The following is a 22,121-nucleotide window of genomic DNA, read 5'->3' on the forward strand; positions in this document are numbered from 1 at the left end:
CGCCCGCAGCGCGGCGGCCCGACACGAAACCGAGGAAACACCCATGTGCGGAATCACCGGCTGGGTGGCGTTCGACCAGGACCTCACCCTGCGGGGCGCCACGGTCGACGCCATGACGGCCTCTCTCACCGACCGCGGACCCGATGCCGGCGGCGTGCGTCTGTACCGGCACGCGGCCCTGGGCCACCGGCGGCTGGCCGTCATCGATCTGCCGGGCGGCGCCCAGCCGATGACGGCCGGCACCCCCGAAGGCGATGTCACCCTCAGCTACTCCGGCGAGGTCTACAACCACCCCGAGCTGCGCGCCGAACTGCAGCGCCGCGGGCACCGGTTCACCACCCGCAGCGACACCGAGACCGTCCTGCGCGGCTACCTCGAATGGGGAGAGGCCGTCGCCGAACGCCTGACCGGCATGTACGCCTTCGCCCTCTGGGACGAGCGGCGGCAGCGCATGGTCCTCGTCCGCGACCGCATGGGCGTCAAACCGCTCTACTACCACCGCACCCCCGACGGTCTCCTCTTCGGCTCCGAGCCCAAGGCCGTCCTGGCCAACCCGGCCTTCCCGCGCCGCGTGGACACCTCCTGCCTGCGCGAGCTCGTCGGCTTCACCAAGGCGCCCGGCTGGTCGCTGTGGAAGGACCTGTACGAGGTCGAACCCGGCACCGTGCTGACCGTCGACCGCGACGGTGTCCGCCACCACACGTACTGGCGGCTGGAGACCGCCGGACACACCGACGACGCGGCCACCACGGTGGAGCGGGTCGCCGCCCTCCTCGGCGAGATCGTGCCGCAGCAGCTCGTCTCCGACGTGCCCCAGTGCGTGCTGCTCTCCGGCGGCCTGGACTCCAGTGCCGTCACCGCGCTCGCCGCCCGGCACCAGCGGGCGGCGGGGGACAAGCCGCGCACCTTCTCCGTGGACTTCGCGGGCTACGAGGACAACTTCCGCCCCGACGAGTTCCGCGACACCCCCGACGCCCCGTTCATCCGGGACGTGGCCGCGCACGTCGGCGCCGACCACCACAACGTGGTCCTCGACTCCCGCGCGCTGACCGATCCGGCACTGCGCCGGGCGGTGGTCGCGGCCCGCGACATGCCCATCGGCCTCGGCGACATCGACAGCTCCATGCTGCTGCTCTTCCGCGCCATCAAGGAGCAGTCCACCGTGGCGCTCTCCGGCGAGTTCGCCGACGAACTCTTCGGCGGATACGTGTGGTTCCACCACCCCGCCGCCCGCGACGCCGACACCTTCCCCTGGCTGGCGTTCCAGAACACCTACACCGCCGACCGCACCGATCCGCTCCGCCCGGAGCTGCGTGACGCCCTCGACATCGGCACCTACGTCGCCGACCAGTACGCCGACGCCGTGGCCCGGGTCGAGCACCTGCCCGGCGAGGACCCCTTCGAACGCCGCATGCGGACCAGCAGCCACCTGCACATCACCCGGCTGGTACGGGCCATGCTCGACCGCAAGGACCGCATGTCGATGGCGGCCGGGCTGGAGGTCCGCGTCCCCTTCGCCGACCACCGCCTGGTCTCCTACGTCCACAACGCGCCCTGGGCGTTCAAGACGGCCGACGGCCGGGAGAAGAGCCTGCTGCGGCAGGCGGTCGCCCACCTGCTGCCCGCGTCCGTCACCGAACGCGTCAAGAGCCCCTACCCCTCCACCCAGGACACGGCCTACGCCGCGGCCCTCCAGGAACAGGCCCGGGAACTCCTCGCCGAGCGCGGCCACCCGGTGTTCGCCGTCTTCGACCACGGCTGGGCACAGCGCACCGCAGCCGCCGACCCGGCCACCGTGACCGGCGCCGTACGCACCGGCCTGGAGCGCCTCCTCGACTTCCACGTATGGGCCGACCTGTACCAGCCCGAACTGGACCTGCCGTGACAGCCGCCCACCGCCGCCACCCGTGCGCCCGGACGGCAACCGGGCGCACCCCCGCACCCGCACACCGGAGAACCTTGTGAACACGCCCGCACCCGCACCCCTCCCGCTCGGTGAGGACTTCATCCAGGACGCCCACACCGTCGCGGCCCGGCTGCGTGCCGCCGCCCCCGTACGGTTCGTGGAACTGCCCGGCGGATTCCCCGTCTGGCTCGTCACCGGCCACGACGAGGCACGCGCCGCCGTCACCGACCCCCGGCTGAGCAGCGAGGGCGTCTACGACCGGCTGGAGCGGCTACGCCTGGGCGGCGGCGAGGACACCGAGAGCCGCTTCGCCCCCGAACTGGCCAAGAACCTCCTCAACCTCGACCCGCCGGACCACACCCGGCTGCGCTCCCTGGTGACCAAGGTGTTCACCGCGGGCGCCGTCGCCCCGCTGCGCCCGCGCATCGAGGCCATCGCCGACGAACTCCTGGACGCCATGGAGAAAGCGGGCCCCGACAGCGAACTCCTCGCCGACTACGCGCTGCCCCTGCCCATCCGTGTCATCTGCGAACTCCTCGGCGTCCCCTTCGCAGACCGCGACCGGTTCACCGCCTGGACCCGCACCATGGTCGCCGCCACCGGGCCCGAGGAGATCGGCGCCGCCTCCCTGCGCATGGCCTCCTACCTCGGTGACCTCGCCGAGGCCAAACGCCGCGATCCCGGCGACGACCTGCTCACCCGCCTGGTGCACGTCAGCGACGGCGGCGACCGCCTGTCCCGCGACGAACTGATCTCCACCGCCGTCGTCCTGCTGACCGGCGGCTTCGAGACCACCGTCAACCTCATCAGCAGCGGCGTACTCGCCCTGCTGCGCCACCCCGGACAGCTCGACCTGCTCAAGGCGCGCCCCGAACTGATGCCGCAGGCCGTCGAGGAGTTCCTGCGCTACGAGACCCCCAACAACCTCTCCAGCCCGCGCTACGCCACCGAGGACGTCGCACTGGGCGGCGTCACCGTCCCCGCCGGCCACTTCGTGATGGTCTCCTGGCTCGCCGCCAACCGCGACGAGCGGTTCGCCGAACCCGACCGGCTCGACATCACCCGCCCGGCGGGCGGCCACCTCGCCTTCGGCCACGGCATCCACCACTGCGTCGGCGCCGCCCTGGCCCGGCTGGAGGGCGAGATCGCCTTCGCCAGGCTCCTCGCCCGCTTCCCCGGCCTCGAACTGGCCGTCGCCGAAACCGCGCTGCGCTGGCGCCACTCCACCGCCATGCACGGCCTGGAGGCCCTGCCGCTGCGTCTGGGCCCGGCCACCCGCTGACCCGCCGGCACCTTTGCCGCTCCCGCGCCCCACCCGCGCCCGCCCCACCCGCACCCCGTCCCACCCGCCACCGACCCCGAGGACACACCGTGCCCCTGCTCGACGGTTTCACCCCCTGGCCCGAGACGGACGCCGCGCGCTACCGCGCCGAGGGCTACTGGACCGGTACCACCCTCGGCGCCGTGCTCAGGAACAGCGCCCGCCGCACCCCCCGACGCACCGCGCTGGTGGCCGACGGGCGACGGCTGAGTTACGCCGAACTGGACGAGGCCGCCGACCGGGTGGCCGCCGGCCTGCGCGCCCACGGCCTCGGGCCCGGCAGCCGGCTGCTGGTCCACCTGCCCAACGGGCTGCCGTTCGTCCTGACCCTGTTCGGCTGTTTCCGCGCCGCCGTCGTCCCCGTCCTGGCCCTGCCCGCACACCGCGAGAGCGAACTCGTCCACCTCGCCCGCCTCTCCGGCGCCGCCGCCTGCGTCCTGCACGGCGGCCCGGAGCAGCCCGGACTCGCCGAGGCCGTGACCAGGGCCGCCCACACCGTCCGCCACGTCTTCACCACCGGCCCCGCCGGGCCCGGCCCCTGGCACCCCTTCGACGCCCTCACCGCCGCCTCCCCGGACGCGGGCGCCCCCGACGACGCCCGCCCCCAGGACGTCGCCGTACTGCTGCTGTCCGGCGGCACCACCGGACTGCCCAAACTGATCCCGCGAACCCACGACGACTACGCCTACAACCTGCGCGCCGCCGCCCGCGCCGCCGGTCTCGACGCGCACACCGTCACCCTGCTCGCGCTGCCCGCGGCCCACAACTTCGCCCTGGCCTGCCCCGGCCTGCTGGGCACCCTGCACGCCGGCGGCACCACCGTGCTGGCGCCCTCGCCCGCTCCGGACGTGGCCTTCGACCTCATCGCCCGCGAACGGGTCACCACCGTCGCCCTCGTCCCCCCGCTCGTCCTGGCATGGCTGGACGCGGCCGAAGAGCTCGCCCCGGACCTGAGCAGCCTCACCCTCCTCCAGGCGGGCGGCGCCCGGCTCAAGGAGGAGACGGCCCGCCGCGTACGCCCGGTCCTCGGCTGCGCACTGCAACAGGTCTACGGCATGGCCGAGGGGCTGCTGAACCTCACCCGCCTCGACGATGCCGACGAGACCGTGTTCACCACCCAGGGGCGCCCCCTGTCCGACGCAGACGAGGTACGGGTGGTCGCCCCCGACGGCACCGACGTCCCCGAGGGCGCCACCGGCGAGCTGTGGACGCGCGGCCCCTACACCTTGCGCGGCTACTTCCGCGCCGAGCGGCACAACGCCACCGCCTTCACTCCCGACGGCTTCTACCGCTCCGGCGACCTGGTGCGCCGCCTGCCGGGCGGGAACCTCGTCGTGGAGGGCCGCCTCAAGGACGTCATCAACCGGGGCGGCGACAAGGTCCCGGTCGAGGAGGTCGAGAACCACCTGCTGGCCCATCCGCGTGTGCACGACGTGGCCCTGGTCGGCTTCCCGGACGCCGACATGGGAGAGCGCACCTGCGCCTTCGTCGTCCCCCGGGGCGAGGCACCCACCCGGCGGGAACTCCTCGACCACCTCGTCCGCCGCGGAGTCGCCGCGTTCAAACACCCCGACCGGGTCCGCGTCCTGACCGGCTTCCCCCGCACCGGCGCCGGCAAGGTCGACCGCGCCGCGCTCGCCCGCACCCTGAACACCCCGGCGGAGGCCCTGTGACCACGCCCGCCCGCTACCCGTTCAACACCGACGAAGGGCTGGACCTGGCCGACGCCTACCGCGCCGCCCAGCACACCCCGGGCCCCGTCCGCGTCCAACTGCCCTACGGCGAACCGGCCTGGCTCGTCACCCGTCACGACGAGGCCCGGGCCGTCCTCGCCGACACCCGCTTCTCCCGCGCCATGGACGCCCGGCGCGACGCGCCCCGCACCACCCCCGTCAGCCCCATCGGCCTGGTCGCCACCGACCCGCCCGACCACACCCGGCTGCGCCGCCCCGCCGCCCGCGCCTTCACAGCCCGCCGCGCGGAGGCACTGCGCCCCCGCGTCCGGCGGATCGCCGAGGACGCCGTCCGGCGGATGACCGCCTCGGCGGCCCCCGCCGACCTGGTGGCACACGTCGCGCTGCCCGTGCCGATCACCGTCATCTGCGAACTGCTGGGCGTCCCCGCCCAGGACCGCGACCGCTTCCGCGGCTGGAGCGACACCGTACTGTCCACCAGCGGGGCCGGCCCGCAGGACTTCCTGGCCGCCACCGCCGCGCTCAAGACGTACATGGGCGACCTGCTCGACCGGCGGCGGGCCGAACCCGCCGACGACCTGATGACGGCGCTGCTGCGCGCCCGCGACGAGGACGCCCCCGACAGCAGGGCCTCCAGGGACGAACTCGTCGAACTGTGCATCGCCCTCCTCCTCGGCGGCTACGAGACCACCGCCTCCCAGCTCGCCAACTTCACCTGGGTGCTGCTCACCCAGCGCCCCGACGCCCTCCCCGGCATCGCGTCACATCCCGGGCGGGCCCGCGCCTGGGTGGAGGAACTGCTCCGGTACGTTCCGCTGGCAGCCTCCGCCTCGCTGCCGCGCTACGCCGTCGAGGACGTGGATGTCGGCGGCGTCACGGTACGGGCCGGCGAACCCGTCCTGGTGGCGATCGGAGCCGCCGACCGCGACGCCCTCCGCTTCCCCGCCCCCGACACCCTCGACCCGGACCGCGACACCGCGGGGCACCTCGCCTTCGGGCACGGCATCCACCACTGCGCCGGTGCCGCGCTGGCCCGTGTCGAACTCCAGGAGGGCCTCGGTGCCCTCGCCCGTCTGCTGCCCGGGCTGCGCCTGGCCGGAGAGCCGACATGGAAGCGGGCCGCCTTCCTCAGAGGCCCGGCCACCCTGCCGGTGCGCTGGTGACACCGCCCGGCCACCGCATCCCCCCGCATCCCCCGCCCCGCCCCACCGGCCGGGCCGCGACGGACCCCGGCACGGCGGCCGTTCCCGCCGTGCCGGCCCCGTACCCGGCGTAAGAAGAAGGAAGACCCGTGCTGACCGACCCGACCGATCCGGCCGCCGCCGAGACGACGGACCTGGAGACCCTGCGTGCCCGGCTCGCCGCGGTACTCGACCTGCCGCCCGGCGACCTCGCCGACGACGACAACCTCATCGCCCTCGGCCTGGACTCCATCACGCTGATGAAACTGGCCGCCCGCTGGCGCCGCGCCGCCCCAGGCGTCACCTTCGGGGCCCTCGCCGCCGATCCGACGCCCGCCGCCTGGCACGCCCTGCTCTCCAGCGCTCCGGCACCTCACGCTTCCGGGGCACCGGACCCGGCCACAGCGCCGGCTGCCGCAGGTCACAAGGACACCGGCCACAAGGACACCGGCCATGAGGCCGGCGGCGAGGAGGACACCGGCCCCTTCCCGCTGGCGCTGATGCAGCACGCCTACTGGGCCGGACGGTCGCCGGGACAGCGGCTGGGCGGTGTCGCCGCGCACTTCTACCACGAGTTCGACGGCACCGGCGTCGAGCCCGGACGCCTCCAGGCGGCCGTGCGGTCCGTCCTCGCCCGCCACGACATGCTCCGGGTCCGTGTCCTCGACAACGGCACCCAGGAGATCCTGGACACCAGCCCCTGGCCCGGCCTCCACGTCACCGACCTGCGCCGGCACACTGCCGAGCGGGCCGCGGCGGACCTCGACCGCATCCGCGGCACCCTGTCGCACCGCGCCATGGACATCGGCGCGGGCGAGGTCTTCGACGTACGGCTCACCCTGCTGCCCGACGGCCGCACCCGCACACACGTCAACCTCGACATGATCGCCGCCGACGCGCTCAGCCTCCGCGTCCTGCTGGCCGACCTCGCCGACGCCTACACGGCCGGAGGCGAGGTGCCCCGCGCCGCGCCCGGCTACTCCTTCCGCCGCTACCAGTCCGACCGGGCGGCCCACCGCGCCGGAGCCGGCCGGGCCGCCTGCGAAGCGGACCGCGACTGGTGGGCCGACCGCCTCGACGCCCTGCCGGGGCCGCCGGAGCTGCCCGCGGCCGGACACGACGCGGATGCCACACGCGTCGTCCGCAGACACCGGGTGCTCAGCCCCGAGCGGGCCGCCGCCTTCGAGGCCCGGGCCCGCGCCCACGGACTGACCCCCGCGCTCGCGCTCACCGCCGTCTTCGCCGAGGTCCTCACCGCCTGGAGCGCCACCCCCTCCTTCCTGCTCAACCTCCCGCTGTTCGACCGCGAACCGCTGCACCCGGACGTCGAGGACCTGGTGGGGGACTTCACCTCCTCCGTCCTGCCGGCCTGGGACGGAACCGCGCCGGGCGGGTTCGCCGAGCGGGCGGGCAGGCTCCAGGAGCGGTTCCACACCGACGCGGCGCACGCCCGCCACTCCGGGGTGGAGGTGCTGCGCGACCTGACCCGCCGCCGCGGCGCCCCCACGCTCGCCCCCGTGGTGCACACCAGCGCCCTGGGCCTCGGCCCGCTCTTCCCGGCCCCGGTCACCCGCGTCTTCGGGGAACCGGTGTGGATCATCTCGCAGGGCCCGCAGGTCTGGCTCGACGCCCAGATCACCGAACTCGACGGCGGTCTGCTGGTCAACTGGGACGCCCGCGAGGACGCTTTCGCCCCCGGTGTGCTCGACGCCATGTTCGCCGCCTACAGCTCCCTGCTCGACCGGCTCACCGACGACGCGACCGCGTGGACGTCCCCCGTCGGCGACCTGCTCCCCGACGACCAGCGGCGCACCCGCCGGGAGGCGAACGCGACAGGCCGGCCGCCCGGTGGCGGACTGCGGCTGCACGACGAGTTCTTCCGCCACGCCGCAGCCGCGCCCGGCACACCGGCACTGCTGTGGGGGAGCGGCACCGGCACCGGGAAGTACACCTACGGCGAACTCGCCGACCGTGCACTGAAAGTCGCCGGACATCTGCGCGCCCGGCAAGTCGGCCCCGGCGATCTGGTCGCCGTGAGTCTGCCCAAGGGGCCCGAGCAGGCGGTCGCCGTGCTCGGCGTCCTCGCCGCCGGCGCGGCCTACCTCCCCGTCGCCGCGGACCAGCCGCCGGCGCGGCGCGAGCGCATCCTCAAGTCCGCCGGGGCCCGTCTGCTTCTCGACAGCCTGGACGCCGCCCGCACCGCCGAGCCCCTGCCCGCGCCGCTGCCCGGTACGCCCGAGGACCTCGCCTACGTCCTGTACACCTCCGGCTCGACGGGCGAACCCAAGGGCGTGGAGGTGCCGCACGCGGCGGCCATGTGCACCGTGGCCGATCTGCGGGACCGGCTGGCACTCGGCCCCGGCGACCGCACACTCGCCCTGTCCGCGCTGGAGTTCGATCTCTCCGTCTTCGACCTGTTCGCACCACTGAGCACCCGGGGAGCCGTCGTCTGCGTCGGGGAGCCGGAGCGCCGGGACGCCGAGGCGTGGCTGCGCCTGGCGCACACCCACCGGGCGACCGTCCTCAACTGCGTACCCGCCCTGCTCGACATGCTGCTCACCGTGGCCGAGGCCAGCACAGTGGACGCACAACCGGCCCCGCGGCTGCCCCTGCGCGCCGTGCTGCTCGGCGGCGACCGGGTCACCACCGGCCTGGCCGAGCGGCTGGCCCGCCAGGCACCCGACTGCCGGTTCGCCGGACTCGGCGGAACCACCGAGACCGCCATCCACTCAACCTGGCAGGAGGTGCGGCTCCCGCTGCCCGGCGACTGGGACATCGTGCCCTACGGCCGGCCGCTCGCCGGGGTGCGCTGCCGGGTGGTGGACGCGCTCGGCCGCGACTGCCCCGACTGGGTGCCCGGCGAACTGTGGATCGGCGGCGGGGGAGTGGCCCGCGGCTACCGGGGCGACCCCGAGCGCACCGCCGACCGGTTCGTCCGGCACGGCGGGGTGCGCTGGTACCGCACCGGAGACCGCGCCCGCTACCGCCCCGACGGCACACTGGACTTCCTCGGCCGCACCGACGACCAGGTCAAGCTGCGCGGCCACCGCATCGAACCCGGCGAGGTGGAGGCCGCGCTGGCGACCCATCCCGACGTGTCCGCCGTCGTCGCGGTGGTGCTGCCCCACAGCCGGCTGGCGGCGGCCGTCGTACCCGCCCCGGGACGGCTTCCCTCACCGGCCCACCTCAAGGAACACCTCGGCACGCTCCTGCCGCCGTTCATGGTTCCCGACAGCACGGTGGTGCTCCCCGAACTCCCGCTGACCCGCAACGGCAAGACCGACCGGGCCGCCGTCGCGGAACGCGTGCGGCAACTGGCCGCCGCCGGCACCGGGCCGGCCGCACCGCAGCGCCACGAACCGCCCCGCACCGACACCGAACGCCTCGTCGCCGCCGCCTGGAAGGACGTCCTGCGCATCCCCGGGCCCGGACCCGGACGCACCGACGACTTCTTCGCCCTGGGCGGCGACTCCCTGGTGGCCACCCGTCTCCTGACCCGGCTGCGGGCCGACGGGGCGCGGGGCACCGCCCTCAGCGCCCTGTTCGCCCACCCCGTCCTCGCCGACTTCGCCGAAACCCTCCACCTCGGCCCGGCCCGCCCGGCGCCCCGCCCGCCCGCGCCCGACCCCGAACACCGCCACGACCCCTTCCCGCCCACCGACGTGCAGCTCGCCTACTGGCTCGGGCGCGGCGAGGAGTTCACCCTCGGCGGCGTCGGCTGTCACTTCTACCGCGAGTACGACATACCCCGGCTCGACGTGGCACGGCTGGAGGAGGCCGTCAACCGGCTGGTGGCACGGCACGAGATGCTGCGGGCCGTCTTCGACGCCGACGGCAACCAGCGCGTCCTCGCCGAGGTCCCCCGCTTCACCCTCCAGGTCACCGACGCCGGACCGGACCCCGAAAAAGCCCGCGCCGCGCTGCGCGACACCTGGTCGCACCACGTCTTCGACCCAGGCCGCTGGCCGCTGTTCAGCATCGCCGCCGTCCGCGACGGCGAACGGGTACGGCTGGCCGTCGGCATGGACAACCTCGTCCTGGACGCGCTGAGCATCCTCACCTTCTACTCCGAACTGTCCGCGCTGTACGCCGACCCGGACGCCGCCCTGCCGCCCGTGGACGTCTCCTTCCGCGACCACGTGCTCGCCGCCCGGCCCGACCCGGAGGAACAGCAAGCCGCCGAAGAGTACTGGGACCGGCGGCTCGACGACCTGCCGCCCGCACCCCGGCTGCCCCTCGCCCGCGACCCGGCCGAAGTCGCCCGCCCCCGGTTCGCCCGGCGCACCGCCACTCTCGACGCGGCGGCACGCAGGGCCCTGGAGGAGCGCGCCCGCGCCCACGGCGTCACCCCGTCCGCCGTCCTGCTGACGGCGTACTGCGAGGTGCTGTCCGCATGGAGCAGCGAGCGGGACCTCACCGTCAACCTGACCCTGTTCGACCGGCGGGAAGCACACCCGCACATCGCCCGCGTCCTGGGCGACTTCACCTCGCTGGTGCTGGTCGGCCACGAGCACCGGCCCGACGAGGCATGGCTGACCGGTGCCCGCCGCACCCAGCGGGAGCTGTGGCAGGCCCTCGACCACCGCTCCCTGTCCGCCGTCCAGGTGCTGCGCCGGCTCGCCCGCCGCACCGGGCAGGCCGATGTGACCATGCCGGTCGTCTTCACCAGCGCCCTCGGCCTGGACGCCGGCGACGATACGGCCGGGCTCTTCACCGACCAGGTGTACGGCATCACCCAGACCCCGCAGGTGTGGCTGGACCACCAGGCCGTCGAACGGCGCACCTTCGAGGGCACCGTGATCGACCTGCACTGGGACGCCGTCGAGGAGCTGTTCCCCGACGGCGTGCTCGACGCCATGTTCGAGGCGTACACCGCACACCTGCGGCGTCTGCTGGAGGCCGACTGGAACGCCCCGCGGCCGGTCGGTCTGCCGCCCGCGCAGCGCGCCGCGCGGGACGAGGCCAACGACACGGCCGCACCCCAGCGGGAGACCTGCCTGCACGCGCCGTTCTTCCGCAACGCCATCGCCAACCCCGACGCCCCGGCGCTCCTCGCGGACGGCACCCACCCGCCCGTGACCTACGGAGAACTGTCACTGCGGGCCCGCCGGATCGCCGCGCTGCTGACCGCGCACGGTGTCCGTGAGGGCGAGCCGGTCGCCGTCTGCCTGCCCAAGGGCCCCGACCAGATCGCCGCCGTCCTCGGTGTGCTCGCCGCCTCGGCCGCGTACGTGCCCGTCGGCATCGACCAGCCACGGGTACGCCGCGACCGCATCGTCACCCGGGCGGGCGCGCGGCTGGTACTGACCGCGGAGGCCACCGGCGAGGAGTGGCCCGCCGTCCCTCTGCCGCTGACCGACGCCGACCGTCACGAGCCGGTCGCCGCCCCGGCCGCCGCCGCCCCGGACCAGTTGGCGTACATCGTCTTCACCTCCGGTTCCACCGGTGACCCCAAGGGGGTCGAGATCACCCACGGGGCCGCCGCCAACACGGTCGAGGACGTCAACGAGCGCTACGGGGTGGGCCCCGACGACCGGGTCCTGGCCGTCTCGGCTCTCGACTTCGACCTGTCGGTCTACGACGTCTTCGGCCTGCTGTCGGCCGGCGGCGCGCTGGTCACCGTCGCCGAGGAGGAACGCCGCGACGCCCAGCGGTGGGCCGACCTGTGCGTCCGGCACCAGGTGACGGTGTGGAACACGGTCCCCGCACTGCTCGACATGCTGCTGACGGTCGCCGAGCACCAGCCCGGCCGCGTCCCCGGCGCCCTGCGGCTGGCACTGCTGTCCGGCGACTGGATCGGCCTCGACCTGCCGGGCCGGCTGTCCGCGCTGGTGCCCGACTGCCGCCTCGTCGGCCTGGGCGGCGCCACGGAGGCGTCCATCTGGTCCAACGCGCACGACATCGCGGGCCCCCTGGCCGGCTGGCCCTCCATTCCGTACGGCAGGCCGCTGCGCAACCAGCGCTACCGCGTGGTGGACCCGGCGAACGGTGAGGACCGGCCCGACTGGGTGCCGGGCGAGCTGTGGATCGGCGGCACCGGACTGGCCCGCGGCTACCGCGGCGCCCCCGCGGCGACGGCCGCCCGCTTCGTCACCGCCGACGGACACCGCTGGTACCGCACCGGCGACCTCGGCCGGTACCGGCCCGGTGGAGTGCTGGAGTTCCTCGGCCGCACCGACGACCAGGTGAAGATCCGGGGCCACCGCATCGAACTGGGCGAGGTGGAGGCCGCGCTGTCCGCACACCCGGACGTGAGCCGTGCGACGGCCGCCGTCTCGGCCTCCGGCGCCGCACGCGAACTCGTCGCCGCCGTCGTCCCCGCCGACGGCTGCGACAGCACGGCGCTGCCCACCGCACTGCGGCACTGGCTGGAGGAGCGCCTTCCCCCCGCGATGGTGCCGCACCGGATCGCCGCGCTGCCCGTGCTCCCGCTGACCGCGAACGGCAAGGTGGACCGGCGCGGTGTGCCCGCTGCCGTGGCCGCAGCCGTTGGCCGGGGAGCCGGCGAGAAGGAGACAGAAGGGCGGCTCGACGCGGTCCAGCGGTCGGTGGCATCCCTGTGGGAGAGCGTCCTCGGCTGCCCGGTGCGCACACCGGAGGACAACTTCTTCACCCTCGGCGGCGACAGCGTCAAGGCGGTCCGGCTGGTCGAGCGGGCGGCGGCGGAGCTGGGGGTGCGGCTGCCCCTCGGCCGCTTCTTCGCCCGTCCGACTCTCGGCGCCTTCGCGGACCTCGCCCGCAGCCGGACGTCACCCGCGGGCGGCGAGGCGGAGCGGATGGAGGAAATGGAGGAAGGGGCCCTGTGACCCCCTGAGCAGGGCCCGCAGGCCGCGCAACGCGGTGCCGCGGACGCTCCCCCGTGCGGGCCGCTCACGGGGGAGCGGGGCCTGGCATGATCGAGGGATGCCTGAACGTATGGTCGCGGCCTGTGACGGTGCCGCCAAGATCAACCCCGGGCCCGCGGGCTGGGCCTGGGTGCTCGCTGACCCCGCGGGCACACCGCAGCGCTGGGAGTCGGGCCCGCTGGGCCGGACGACCAACAACGTCGCCGAGCTGACGGCCCTCGCCCAGCTCCTGGAGGCCACCGATCCGGCGGTACCGCTGGAGATCCGGATGGACTCGCAGTACGCGATGAACGCGGTCACCAAATGGATTGCGGGGTGGAAGCGCAACGGCTGGCAGACCGCGTCGAAGAAGCCCGTGGCCAACAAGGAGCTGGTCGTCCGCATCGACGCCCTGCTCGAAGGGCGCGACGTGGTCTTCCGGCATGTGCTCGCCCACCAGGTGAACGGTGACCCGCTCAACGCGATCGCCGACGCCGCCGCCAGCGTCGCGGCCACCGAACAGGCTCCCGCCGGCACCGCGCACGGCACACCCGAGATCCCGCAGCCGAGCCCGGCGACCGAGGACAAACCGCGCGCGGCCCGCGCAGGGAAGACCGCCGGGCGTCGTCGGGGAGGCGGGAGGGCACCGGTCATCAAGGCCAGGTTCCCGGGCCGCTGCGGTCACTGCCGGTCCCCTTATGAGACGGGCGAGGAGATCACGAAGGTCGCCTCAGGCTGGGGCCACCCGGCCTGCCGCGACGGCGCCACGGCGTAACGGGGGGGCGGTTGCCGCCCCGGTGCCGCGGGTGCTGCCCGAACTGTGCGCGGGCAGCACCCGGGGCCGCCACCAAGTCCTGTGTCCGGCTGCGCCGCGCCCCCTCGTCAGGAGGAAGCCGGTGAGGGCTTGTCGGCGTGCAGAAGCCGCATGCCGCCGGGGCCCGTGGTGTCCGAGCGGACGCGCAGACCCGCCTCGCGGCACTGTCCGGCCAGCCACGACGGCCCGATGCGCAGCTTGGGATAGCTGCCGGCCCGCATCTGCCACGATGCGCCGGTGCGGGTGTGGAGCACGTCGTGCACCGTCACCGTCTCCTCGTCGCGGTATTCGAGGAAACAGGTGAGGATCCGGTCCGCGTCGGCGCGTACGGGGATGAAGCGGTCCGTGCCGTGCAACTCGCCGGTGAGATCACGGTAGGCGGCGACGAAGTGGCCGCCCGGGCACAGGGCGCGGGCGATGTCGCCCAGGAGTACGGGTATGTCGCTCCTCGCGGGCAGGTGCGGCAGGGTGTCGCCCATGCACACCACGGCGCCGGCCGTGCCGGGTGCGACGGCCTGGGGCAGCACGGTGCGCAGATCACCGTGCACCGGGCGGACCGCCGTTGATCCGCGCGTGTGCCGCGCCAGTTCGTCCAGCAGTTCGCGGCTGGTGTCCACGGCGAGCACGGGGGCGAAGCCGAGCCGGGCCAGGGCCAGCGTCTGTGCTCCCGGGCCGCAGCCCAGATCGACGGCAGTGGTGCCTTCGGCGGAGGGGGCCAGGCCGAGCTCCGTGAAGAGACCGGCCTGACGCTCGGCGAGTTGCCCGACGTCGCCGCCGATCATCCAGGTGTAGTGCTCGGCCAGGAGCCGGTCGTAGTGCTCGACGGCGGTGCTCACAGCGGAAGTCATGTCAGTCCCTTCCAGGGGATCGCGGAGCGCTGGGCGTACCGGCGACCGCGGACAGGCCGGTGCGCACCCACGCGGCCAGGTCGGCCAGATGGATGTTGGTGCGGGCGGCGTCGAGGGCGCTGCCGAGCGCGGCGCGGTAGGTGGGTGTGGCCTGTGCGTAGCGTTCCCGGCCCTCGGCGGTGATGAGGGCGGTGACGGCACGCCCGTCCCCGGCCCCGGGGGCACGTGCGGCCAGCCCCTGGGTCTCCAGCCGGCCCACCAGGCGTGTCACGGTGCTGTCCTTCAGGCCGATGCGGTCGGCGAGTTCGCTCATGCGCATCGCCTCGCCGTCCTGCGCCCGGCTCAGCGCGCAGAGCGCCCGGTACTCGGAAAGCGGCAGCCCGTGCCGCCGCTGCAGCGTGGTGTCCAGGTGCTTCTCGACGCGGCCGAGCAGCCGCACGGCCATGCACCACCGGTCGTCCTCCTCGTCACCGGCGGGTGCCGAGGAGAGGCCATCCATGACGAGACCATCCATGCGCCGGAGCCTACATTGCTTGCACAAGCAAGGACCAGCCCTCGCGGAGAAGCCGCCAACTCCCTCCCGCACGGGTGAAGGAGCGCGGGCCGGCCGGCGAACCCCCAGCGGAGCCCGCCCGCTCACTGCCTGGGCCCGCTTCGTACAGTGGGCGCCATGTCGGCTGAATCCCCCCTCATCCAGAGCCTGCGCACGGCGGTGGCCGCCGCGCCCCAGGACGTACCGCTGCGGCTGCACCTCGCCCAACTGCTCCTGGAAGCGGGCGCGGCCGACGCCGCCGTCGCCGAAGCAGCCGTGGCCCTGCAGCACGCGCCCGGGGACCCACAGGCCCGCGCGCTGATGGCCCGGGCGATGGGGACCACGGCACCCGGAACCGCGACGCCTGCGCCCGTGAACCCCGCGGCCTCGACGCCCGCGCCCGCAGCGCCCGCATCCTCTACGCCCGCGCCGCAGCGCGGATTCGACTGGAAGGCCGCCGAGGAACAGATCGGCGACGCCGTCCCGCCGCGCTTCGTCGAACCGGAGGCCCCCCTCACCGAGGACGGCAGCGGTGACCCCGGCGACGCCGCCGCGTGGGACGTCGAGGTCCCCGGCGCGGTGCGCCTTGCCGACGTCGGCGGCCTGCAAGAGGTCAAGGACCGGCTGGAGGCGGCGTTCCTCGCCCCGCTGCGCAACCCGGAGCTGCGCCGGCTGTACGGCAAGAGCCTGCGCGGCGGACTCCTGCTGTACGGGCCTCCCGGCTGCGGCAAGACATTCGTGGCGCGGGCCGTCGCGGGTGAACTCGGCGCCAAGTTCCTGTCGGTGTCCGTCAACGACGTCCTCGACATGTGGATCGGCAACTCCGAACGCAACATGCACGAGGTCTTCGAGACCGCCCGGCGGCAGGCCCCGTGCGTCGTCTTCCTCGACGAACTGGACGCCCTGGGCGGCAAACGCTCACGGACCCACTCCAGCGGCATGCGCAACACCGTCAACCAGCTCCTCACCGAACTGGACGGTGTGGACGCCGCCGCCAACGAGGGCGTCTTCGTACTGGGCGCCACCAACGTCCCCTGGGACGTCGACCTCGCCCTGCGGCGCCCCGGCCGGTTCGACCGCACACTGCTGGTGCTGCCGCCCGACGCGCCGGCCCGCGAGGCGATCCTCCGCCACCATCTGCGCGACCGTCCCATCGAGAACGTCGAGCTGGGCAAGCTGGTGAAGCTCACCGAGGGCTTCTCCGGGGCGGACCTTGCGCACCTGTGCGAGTCGGCCGCCGAGAGCGCCCTGCTCGACTCGGCCCGCACCGGCACCGTCCGCATGATCGGCATGAAGGACCTGCTCGGCGCGGCCAAGCAGCTCACCCCCTCCACCGAGCCGTGGTTCGCCTCCGCCCGCAACGTGGCGCTGTACGCGAACGAGGGCGGCCAGTACGACGACCTCGTCGCCTACCTGAAGAGGAAGCGCAGGCTGTGAACACCGACCAGGACCAGTCCGTCGACCGGGCCACAGCCCTCATCGACCTCAAGCGGTACGAGGAAGCCGCCGCCGTGCTGGCCCACCGGATCGCCGAGGCACCGCAGGACGTCAGCGCCTGGCTGGAGATGGCCCGCTGCCACCTGGGGGCCGGCGAGCACCAGCGGGCCCTGGAGGCGGCCGACGAGGTGCTGCGGCTCGACCCGAAGCAGCCGGGCGCGTTCATCTACCGCTCCACCGCACTGCGGGGCCTGCACCGCATGGAGGACGCCGAGGCAGCCCTGCGCGAGGCGGTCCGGCTCGCCCCCCACTACCACCGCCCCTACGCGCTGCTCGCCGAGGTCCTCGCCTTCCGGGCCGGCCGGCTGCGCCAGCAGCCGGCGCGGGACGCGGCCGACGCGCTCTCCCGGCAGCACCAGGCGTCCGTCCTGCTGGAGGAGGCATCCCAGCTGGCCCAGGAGGGCATCCGGCTGGGTCCCGACGATGTCGCGGCCTACATGAGTGCCTGGAAGGTCGCGGGAGTCGACGGCAACCACACGGTCACCGACCAGCTGGAGAAGGAGATCCTGCGGATCGACCCGCAGCACCCCTTCGCCCTGGCGCAGCAGACCCGGAAGGCAGCGAACACCCCGGGGACGCGGGCGGCCGACGCGGCCGATCTGGTCGCCGACGCGCTCACGGCGGACCCCGCCTCCCCGGACATGCAGCGCGAACTGGACAGCGCCACCTACCGTCTGCTGCGCGGCACCCGCTGGCTGGCCCTGCTCTGCCTGCTGTTCACCGCCGTCGGCCTCGATCTGGCCTTCGCCCCCGAGGACCGGGCGCCGGACCCGCTGCCCCTGTCGCTCGGACAGCGGCTGTGGGACGTGCTGCTGCTGGTCCCCGTGTGGGTGTTCGGGGCGCTGCTGCGCTACCGCAGGCGGCGTCGCGGCGTGCGGCTCAACGTACGGTCCCTGCTGCGCCGCGACGGCTGGGCCCGCCTGGCCGTCGGCCACGCGGCGGCCGTGATGGTGTGCGTCCTGGTGATCACTCTGGTGCCGTGGACCGAACGCGACGTGCCGCGCGTGATGTTCTGGGTCACCCTCGTCGCCTCGCTCCTGACGATGTACTTCGACCGGCCGTACACGCGCGCGGCACTCGCCTCGCTCCGCCGCCGCACATGACCGGGACGCCCCCGGCGGGGGCCCGCCCGGCCGCGCGGAGCCGACGAGCCGCACGGTTACGCCCATGATCGGAGGCTTGCGGGGTAATGGGTGACTTTCCGGGCAGGGTGTGACTGCTGCCGTTCCAACGTCTGCGCGAAATCGGCACACCTTTTCGTGAACTTCCTGCTCAGAGCCACCGTCAGACTTCTCAGGCCCCCCGCTTCCCAGGCGGGGGTGCTGTTTGGCCCATCTGTAAGTCACTACCTGGAGTTCTCTCCATGGCTCTGAGAAAACCGAAAACCCGGCATCTCGTCATCGGCCTGACCGCCGGTGGCGCGCTGCTCGTCGGCACGCCGCTCGTGGCGTCGGCGGTCTCGGCCCCCGACGCTCCGCCGCCGGTGGCCGCCAAGGGCGCCAAGATGCTGGACGTCAACAGCGGCGAGTCCCTCTACGACAAGGCCGGGGACACGGCGCGTCCGTTGGCCAGCACCACCAAGATCATGGTCGCGTCCGTGGTGCTCGACGACAAGACCGACCTCGACACCAAGGTCGAGGTGAAGCAGCAGTACCGCGACTACGTCACCGAGCACCACGCCAGCACGGCGGATCTGCAGACCGGTGACAAGGTCACCGTCCGGCAGCTCCTCTACGCGGCGCTGCTGCCCTCCGGTGCCGATGCCGCCTACGCCCTCGCCGACAACCTCGGCGAGGGTGACACATCCGCCGAACGCGTCGACTCGTTCATCGACAAGATGAACGCGAAGACCAATCAGCTCGGTCTGCCCAAGACCCACTTCGAGACCTTCGACGGCACCGGTGACGACACCAGCACACCGGAGGAGCTGACCCGGCTGGCCCGCCACGCGATGGAGAACCCGGTCTTCCGGAAGGTGGTGAGCACCAAGAAGTACAAGGGCGAGGCGCCCGCCGCCAACGGCCGCACGCGCTACTACACCTGGACCAACACCAACCAGCTGCTCGGCGCCTACCCCGGGGCCATCGGCATCAAGACCGGTACCACCAGCAAGGCCGGCGAGTGCCTGGTCTTCGCCGCCACCCGTGGCGACAAGACCCTCGTCGGCACCGTGCTCAACAGCAAGGACCGCTACGACGACGCGGCCAAGATGCTGGACCACGGGTTCGGCACGGACCACGCGAAGGACCTGAAGCTGCGCAAGCTGCCCTCGGACAGCCAGCAGGACTAGGCGCTTCGGTGCGATGACCGGACAGGCCGGTAGCGGCGTGCCCGTCGACCGACGGGCAGCGGACGTCTGCGGCACCGTTGCTCCTGCATCGGACCCCGAAGAGCGGGAACGGCGGCAGGCGCGGCGTTCGTCACGGCCGTGATGCCGGGCCGTCCCGACGGATTCCCTCCTCGCGCCCGCTGGCCCGCGGCCGGGGCCCCGAACCAAGGGGCCCCGGCCGTTGCATGTGACGGCCGCCCCCTCCCCGGCACGACGCGTCCCCGCCCGGCAGGCCCGCCCGGCCCGGCCCACCGTGCCGCTCATCACCGCCGGCAGTGCTCTCCGTCCGGCACCACGGCCTGGGAAACGTGAAACTGTGTGATGATGCTCGAAAAAACGGCCGATTCGTGAAGGCCGGGCGTGTGGGGACGGGAGCACGTGGTGGACAAGGACGGGGCGTCCATACCGGACGAGGAGTGGGAGCGCTTCCTGCGCACGGCCGAGGCCGGGGGAGACGACGCACCCAAGGAGCCCTCGGCGCGGGCGCGGATGGTGGCCCGGCGGCTGCGCGAGGAGCCGGACCGGCCGACGGGGTGGCGGACGTACCAGCAACAGCCGGCCCGGCAGCGCCGCTTCAGGGGCCGGCACCTCGCCGTGCTGCTGGGCGCGGCCGTCCTGCTCGTCGCTGCGCTGGCCGGCGGGAGGATGATCGGATGGTTCGGCGGCGACGGCGACGAGACACCGCTGGCCGCCGAATCGGAGCAGCCCGGCGGGCCGCCCGCGACTGATGCGGCAGCTCTCCGTCCGACCCGAAAGGAGCCCTTCAGGGGCTCGCCCGCGGCACGGTGGGACGAGGGAACGGCCGGGATCCACATGCCCGCGGCCCGGGCGACCGGCTGGATGAGCAAGGAAGAGGTCTCCCGGGCGCTGGCGGACTCCCGTGACTTCCTCGCCGCGTCCAGCCTGGACACCGGCGTACTGCGGGGACGGTACCCGCACAAAGCGGTCGCGTTCATCAACCCGCAGCAGCCGGACGTCCAGAGCTACCTCAAGACGGCGTTCAGCGAGCCCAGCCGGAAGAACGATCCGCTGATGCTGTTCAGCCGCTTCGCGAAGACGAAGGTGCGGCTGGTCGGGGACGTGGTCAAGACGCGGGGCCGGATCACGTACCGGGAAGGCGAGCGCGGAGCGGTGGAGGTGACCGCGGACGTCACCTTCGTCTATCCGGTCGCGCGCGCCGACGCCGGAAGCGACGAGGTCGCCCGCACCATCGTGCGGCGCGAGATCGTGATGAGCTGGGACGACCCGGAGCGGGTGAGGACCGAGCAGGGAACGTTCTCCCTCGTCTCCTACCGGGCGGACACCACCAACGGCGGCTGTGGGCCGCGCACCGGCTACTTCGTCCCCGAATTCGGGGACGAACGCACCGATGCGCCGGACGGTGCGGATGTCGACCCGTACGACCGCAGCACCTCGATGGACGCACGGATGCGGGAGGCCGCGGGAGCGCGGTGCGGAACCGCCACCCGCTCGTAGACACCGTGCCGTAGGCCGGTCTGCGGCCGGACGAGCCGCTCCGGCGGCGGAACGACGGATGATGCGGCGCCGTGCTCCGGCCACCTCCCTTCGAGGGGGCTGGAGCACGGCTTTTTCCTCGCCGATGGACGAACTTGTTCGTTACGAACATGTTCGCTACGGTGGAGAGGTCGGCGCGGCTCGTCTCAAGGAGCGGCCCGACACCTTCTCGCTCGTCCCCCGGCGCCCCTGGAGCACAGATGTCCATCCATCACCCCATCGCGATTATCGGCGGAGGTCTCGGCGGCCTCACCGCCGCCCGCGTCCTGCACGCGCACGGTGTGGAGGCGACCGTCTTCGAACTGGAGGCATCACCCGCCGCCCGCACCCAGGGCGGCATGCTCGACATCCACGAGGAGAACGGCCAGCAGGCACTGCACGCCGCCGGTCTGTACGAGGACTTCGAGAAGATCATCCACCGGGGTGGCCAGGCCATGCGGCTGGTCGGCCCCGACGGCACCGTCCACGTGACCCAGGAGGACGACGGCACGGGCGGCCGTCCCGAGGTGGACCGGGGAGACCTGCGCGACCTGCTCCTCGACTCCCTCCCCGGCGACGCGATCAGCTGGGGCAGGAAGGCGAGCGGCGTCCGCCCGCTCGGCGGCGGACGCCACGAGGTGACGTTCGCCGACGGATCCGCCATCACCACCGACCTGCTCATCGGGGCCGACGGTGCCTGGTCCCGCATCCGGCCGCTGGTCTCCGCCGCCAGGCCCGCCTACACCGGCATCTCGTTCGTGGAGACCGACCTGCACGACGCCGACGCCCGCCACCCGCGCAGCGCCGCCCTGATCGGCGGCGGGTTCTTCATCTGCCTCGGCGACCGGCGCGGATTCCTCGCACACCGGGAGACCGACGGCAGCCTGCACGTCTACGCCGCGCTCACAGCGGGTGAGGACTGGCTGGGGACGATCGACTTCCGTGACGTCCCCGCCGCCAAGGCGGCGGTCCTCTCGCACTTCGAGGGCTGGGACGAAGGACTGCGGGACCTGGTCGCCGACGCCGACGGGGCGCTCGTTCCCCGCCGTATCCACGCCCTGCCGGTCGGGCACCGCTGGGACCGCGTTCCGGGCGTGACGCTGCTGGGCGACGCCGCCCATCTGATGTCGCCGTTCGCGGGGGAGGGCGCCAACCTGGCCATGCTCGACGGCGCCGAGCTCGGCCGGGCGATCGCGGCCCACCCCGGCGACCGCGAGGCCGCGCTGACCGCGTACGAGGAAGCACTCTTCCCCCGCAGCGAGGCGTCCGCCCGTGAGTCCGCCGCGAGCTTGGAGACCATGTTCGGCGAGCACGGCCTGGAGCGGTTGGCGGAGTTCTTCACCTCTGCCGCGGAAGCCGAGTGACGACCCCGTTTCGTCACGTACCGGCCCGAAGGCCGGCGCGCACGACGAAGGAGCGGCTGGAAGGGGGACCCTTCCAGCCGCTCCTGCTCTCGCATGCGGTGCTGTGGTGTCGGTGCCTGCCCGGTCAGTAGGCGGAGTCGACGTTGTCCATGGTGCCGTAGCGGTCGGCGGCGTAGTTGCAGGCCGCGACGATGTTGGCCACCGGGTCGGTGAGCTTGTCGGCGGTGCCCTTGACGTGGTACTGGTCGAAGGTGGGCTGGATCACCTGGAGCAGGCCCTTGGAGGGGATGCCCTTCTGGGCGTTGATGTCCCAGTCG

The 22,121-nt window shown here is 73.6% G+C and carries 14 protein-coding genes; 11 read left to right on the forward strand and 3 right to left on the reverse strand.

Features of this window, described 5'->3' with window-relative positions; genetic code table 11:
- Positions 1 to 43 precede the first annotated feature (43 nt).
- The 6 genes from asnB (at position 44) to IO40_RS0123450 (ending at position 13,701) form a co-directional block, all read left to right on the forward strand.
- On the forward strand, positions 44 to 1,885 hold the full coding sequence (asnB, locus tag IO40_RS0123425) for an asparagine synthase (glutamine-hydrolyzing) (protein WP_016473203.1): 1,842 nt from the start codon (positions 44 to 46) through the stop codon (positions 1,883 to 1,885).
- A 76-nt stretch (positions 1,886 to 1,961) separates the two neighbouring features.
- Positions 1,962 to 3,188, forward strand: a complete 1,227-nt coding sequence (locus tag IO40_RS0123430) for a cytochrome P450 family protein (RefSeq protein ID WP_016473204.1) — start codon at positions 1,962 to 1,964, stop codon at positions 3,186 to 3,188.
- A gap of 89 nt (positions 3,189 to 3,277) precedes the next feature.
- A complete protein-coding gene (locus IO40_RS0123435) occupies positions 3,278 to 4,900 on the forward strand; it encodes a (2,3-dihydroxybenzoyl)adenylate synthase (protein WP_016473205.1) in 1,623 nt (540 codons plus the stop codon).
- A complete protein-coding gene (locus IO40_RS0123440; protein ID WP_016473206.1) occupies positions 4,897 to 6,084 on the forward strand; it encodes a cytochrome P450 in 1,188 nt (395 codons plus the stop codon). Before IO40_RS0123435 ends, IO40_RS0123440 begins: the two co-directional genes overlap by 4 nt.
- A gap of 128 nt (positions 6,085 to 6,212) precedes the next feature.
- The gene (locus IO40_RS0123445) at positions 6,213 to 12,908 is read left to right on the forward strand and encodes a non-ribosomal peptide synthetase (protein ID WP_031176074.1); all 6,696 of its coding nucleotides are present in this window, start codon (positions 6,213 to 6,215) and stop codon (positions 12,906 to 12,908) included.
- 97 nt (positions 12,909 to 13,005) lie between these two features.
- Positions 13,006 to 13,701, forward strand: a complete 696-nt coding sequence (locus tag IO40_RS0123450) for a ribonuclease H family protein (RefSeq protein ID WP_031027218.1) — start codon at positions 13,006 to 13,008, stop codon at positions 13,699 to 13,701.
- Between the two features lie 107 nt (positions 13,702 to 13,808).
- On the opposite strand, the gene IO40_RS0123455 is transcribed toward IO40_RS0123450, so the two are convergent.
- Both IO40_RS0123455 and IO40_RS33980 read right to left on the reverse strand, forming a co-directional pair.
- The gene (locus IO40_RS0123455) at positions 13,809 to 14,588 is read right to left on the reverse strand and encodes a class I SAM-dependent methyltransferase (RefSeq protein ID WP_031176075.1); all 780 of its coding nucleotides are present in this window, start codon (positions 14,586 to 14,588) and stop codon (positions 13,809 to 13,811) included.
- Position 14,589: 1 nt separating this feature from the next.
- Positions 14,590 to 15,102 (reverse strand): MarR family winged helix-turn-helix transcriptional regulator, encoded by a 513-nt coding sequence (locus IO40_RS33980; RefSeq protein WP_016473211.1) that lies wholly within the window; start codon positions 15,100 to 15,102, stop codon positions 14,590 to 14,592.
- Positions 15,103 to 15,258: 156 nt separating this feature from the next.
- On the opposite strand from IO40_RS33980, the gene IO40_RS0123465 reads away from it, so the two are divergent.
- From IO40_RS0123465 to IO40_RS0123485, 5 genes are all read left to right on the forward strand, one after another.
- Positions 15,259 to 16,557: an ATP-binding protein gene (locus IO40_RS0123465; RefSeq protein ID WP_030407073.1), complete on the forward strand. Its 1,299-nt coding sequence runs from the start codon at positions 15,259 to 15,261 to the stop codon at positions 16,555 to 16,557.
- Positions 16,554 to 17,720 carry a tetratricopeptide repeat protein gene (locus IO40_RS0123470; RefSeq protein WP_016473213.1) on the forward strand — a complete coding sequence of 389 codons (1,167 nt, stop codon included), beginning with the start codon at positions 16,554 to 16,556 and terminating at the stop codon, positions 17,718 to 17,720. Before IO40_RS0123465 ends, IO40_RS0123470 begins: the two co-directional genes overlap by 4 nt.
- Before the next feature lie 260 nt (positions 17,721 to 17,980).
- Positions 17,981 to 18,907: a D-alanyl-D-alanine carboxypeptidase family protein gene (locus IO40_RS0123475; protein ID WP_016473214.1), complete on the forward strand. Its 927-nt coding sequence runs from the start codon at positions 17,981 to 17,983 to the stop codon at positions 18,905 to 18,907.
- Between the two features lie 420 nt (positions 18,908 to 19,327).
- Positions 19,328 to 20,422 carry a hypothetical protein gene (locus tag IO40_RS0123480; protein ID WP_031176076.1) on the forward strand — a complete coding sequence of 365 codons (1,095 nt, stop codon included), beginning with the start codon at positions 19,328 to 19,330 and terminating at the stop codon, positions 20,420 to 20,422.
- Positions 20,423 to 20,661: 239 nt separating this feature from the next.
- A complete protein-coding gene (locus IO40_RS0123485; RefSeq protein ID WP_016473216.1) occupies positions 20,662 to 21,804 on the forward strand; it encodes an FAD-dependent oxidoreductase in 1,143 nt (380 codons plus the stop codon).
- A 124-nt stretch (positions 21,805 to 21,928) separates the two neighbouring features.
- Here the strand turns inward: IO40_RS0123485 and IO40_RS0123490 are convergent.
- Positions 21,929 to 22,121 (reverse strand): transglycosylase SLT domain-containing protein (locus IO40_RS0123490; RefSeq protein WP_031176077.1); only part of this gene is annotated, 193 nt, incomplete at its 5' end.

Origin of the sequence: Streptomyces albus subsp. albus (genome assembly GCF_000725885.1) — a bacterium.
Taxonomy (GTDB): Bacteria; Actinomycetota; Actinomycetes; order Streptomycetales; family Streptomycetaceae; genus Streptomyces; species Streptomyces albus.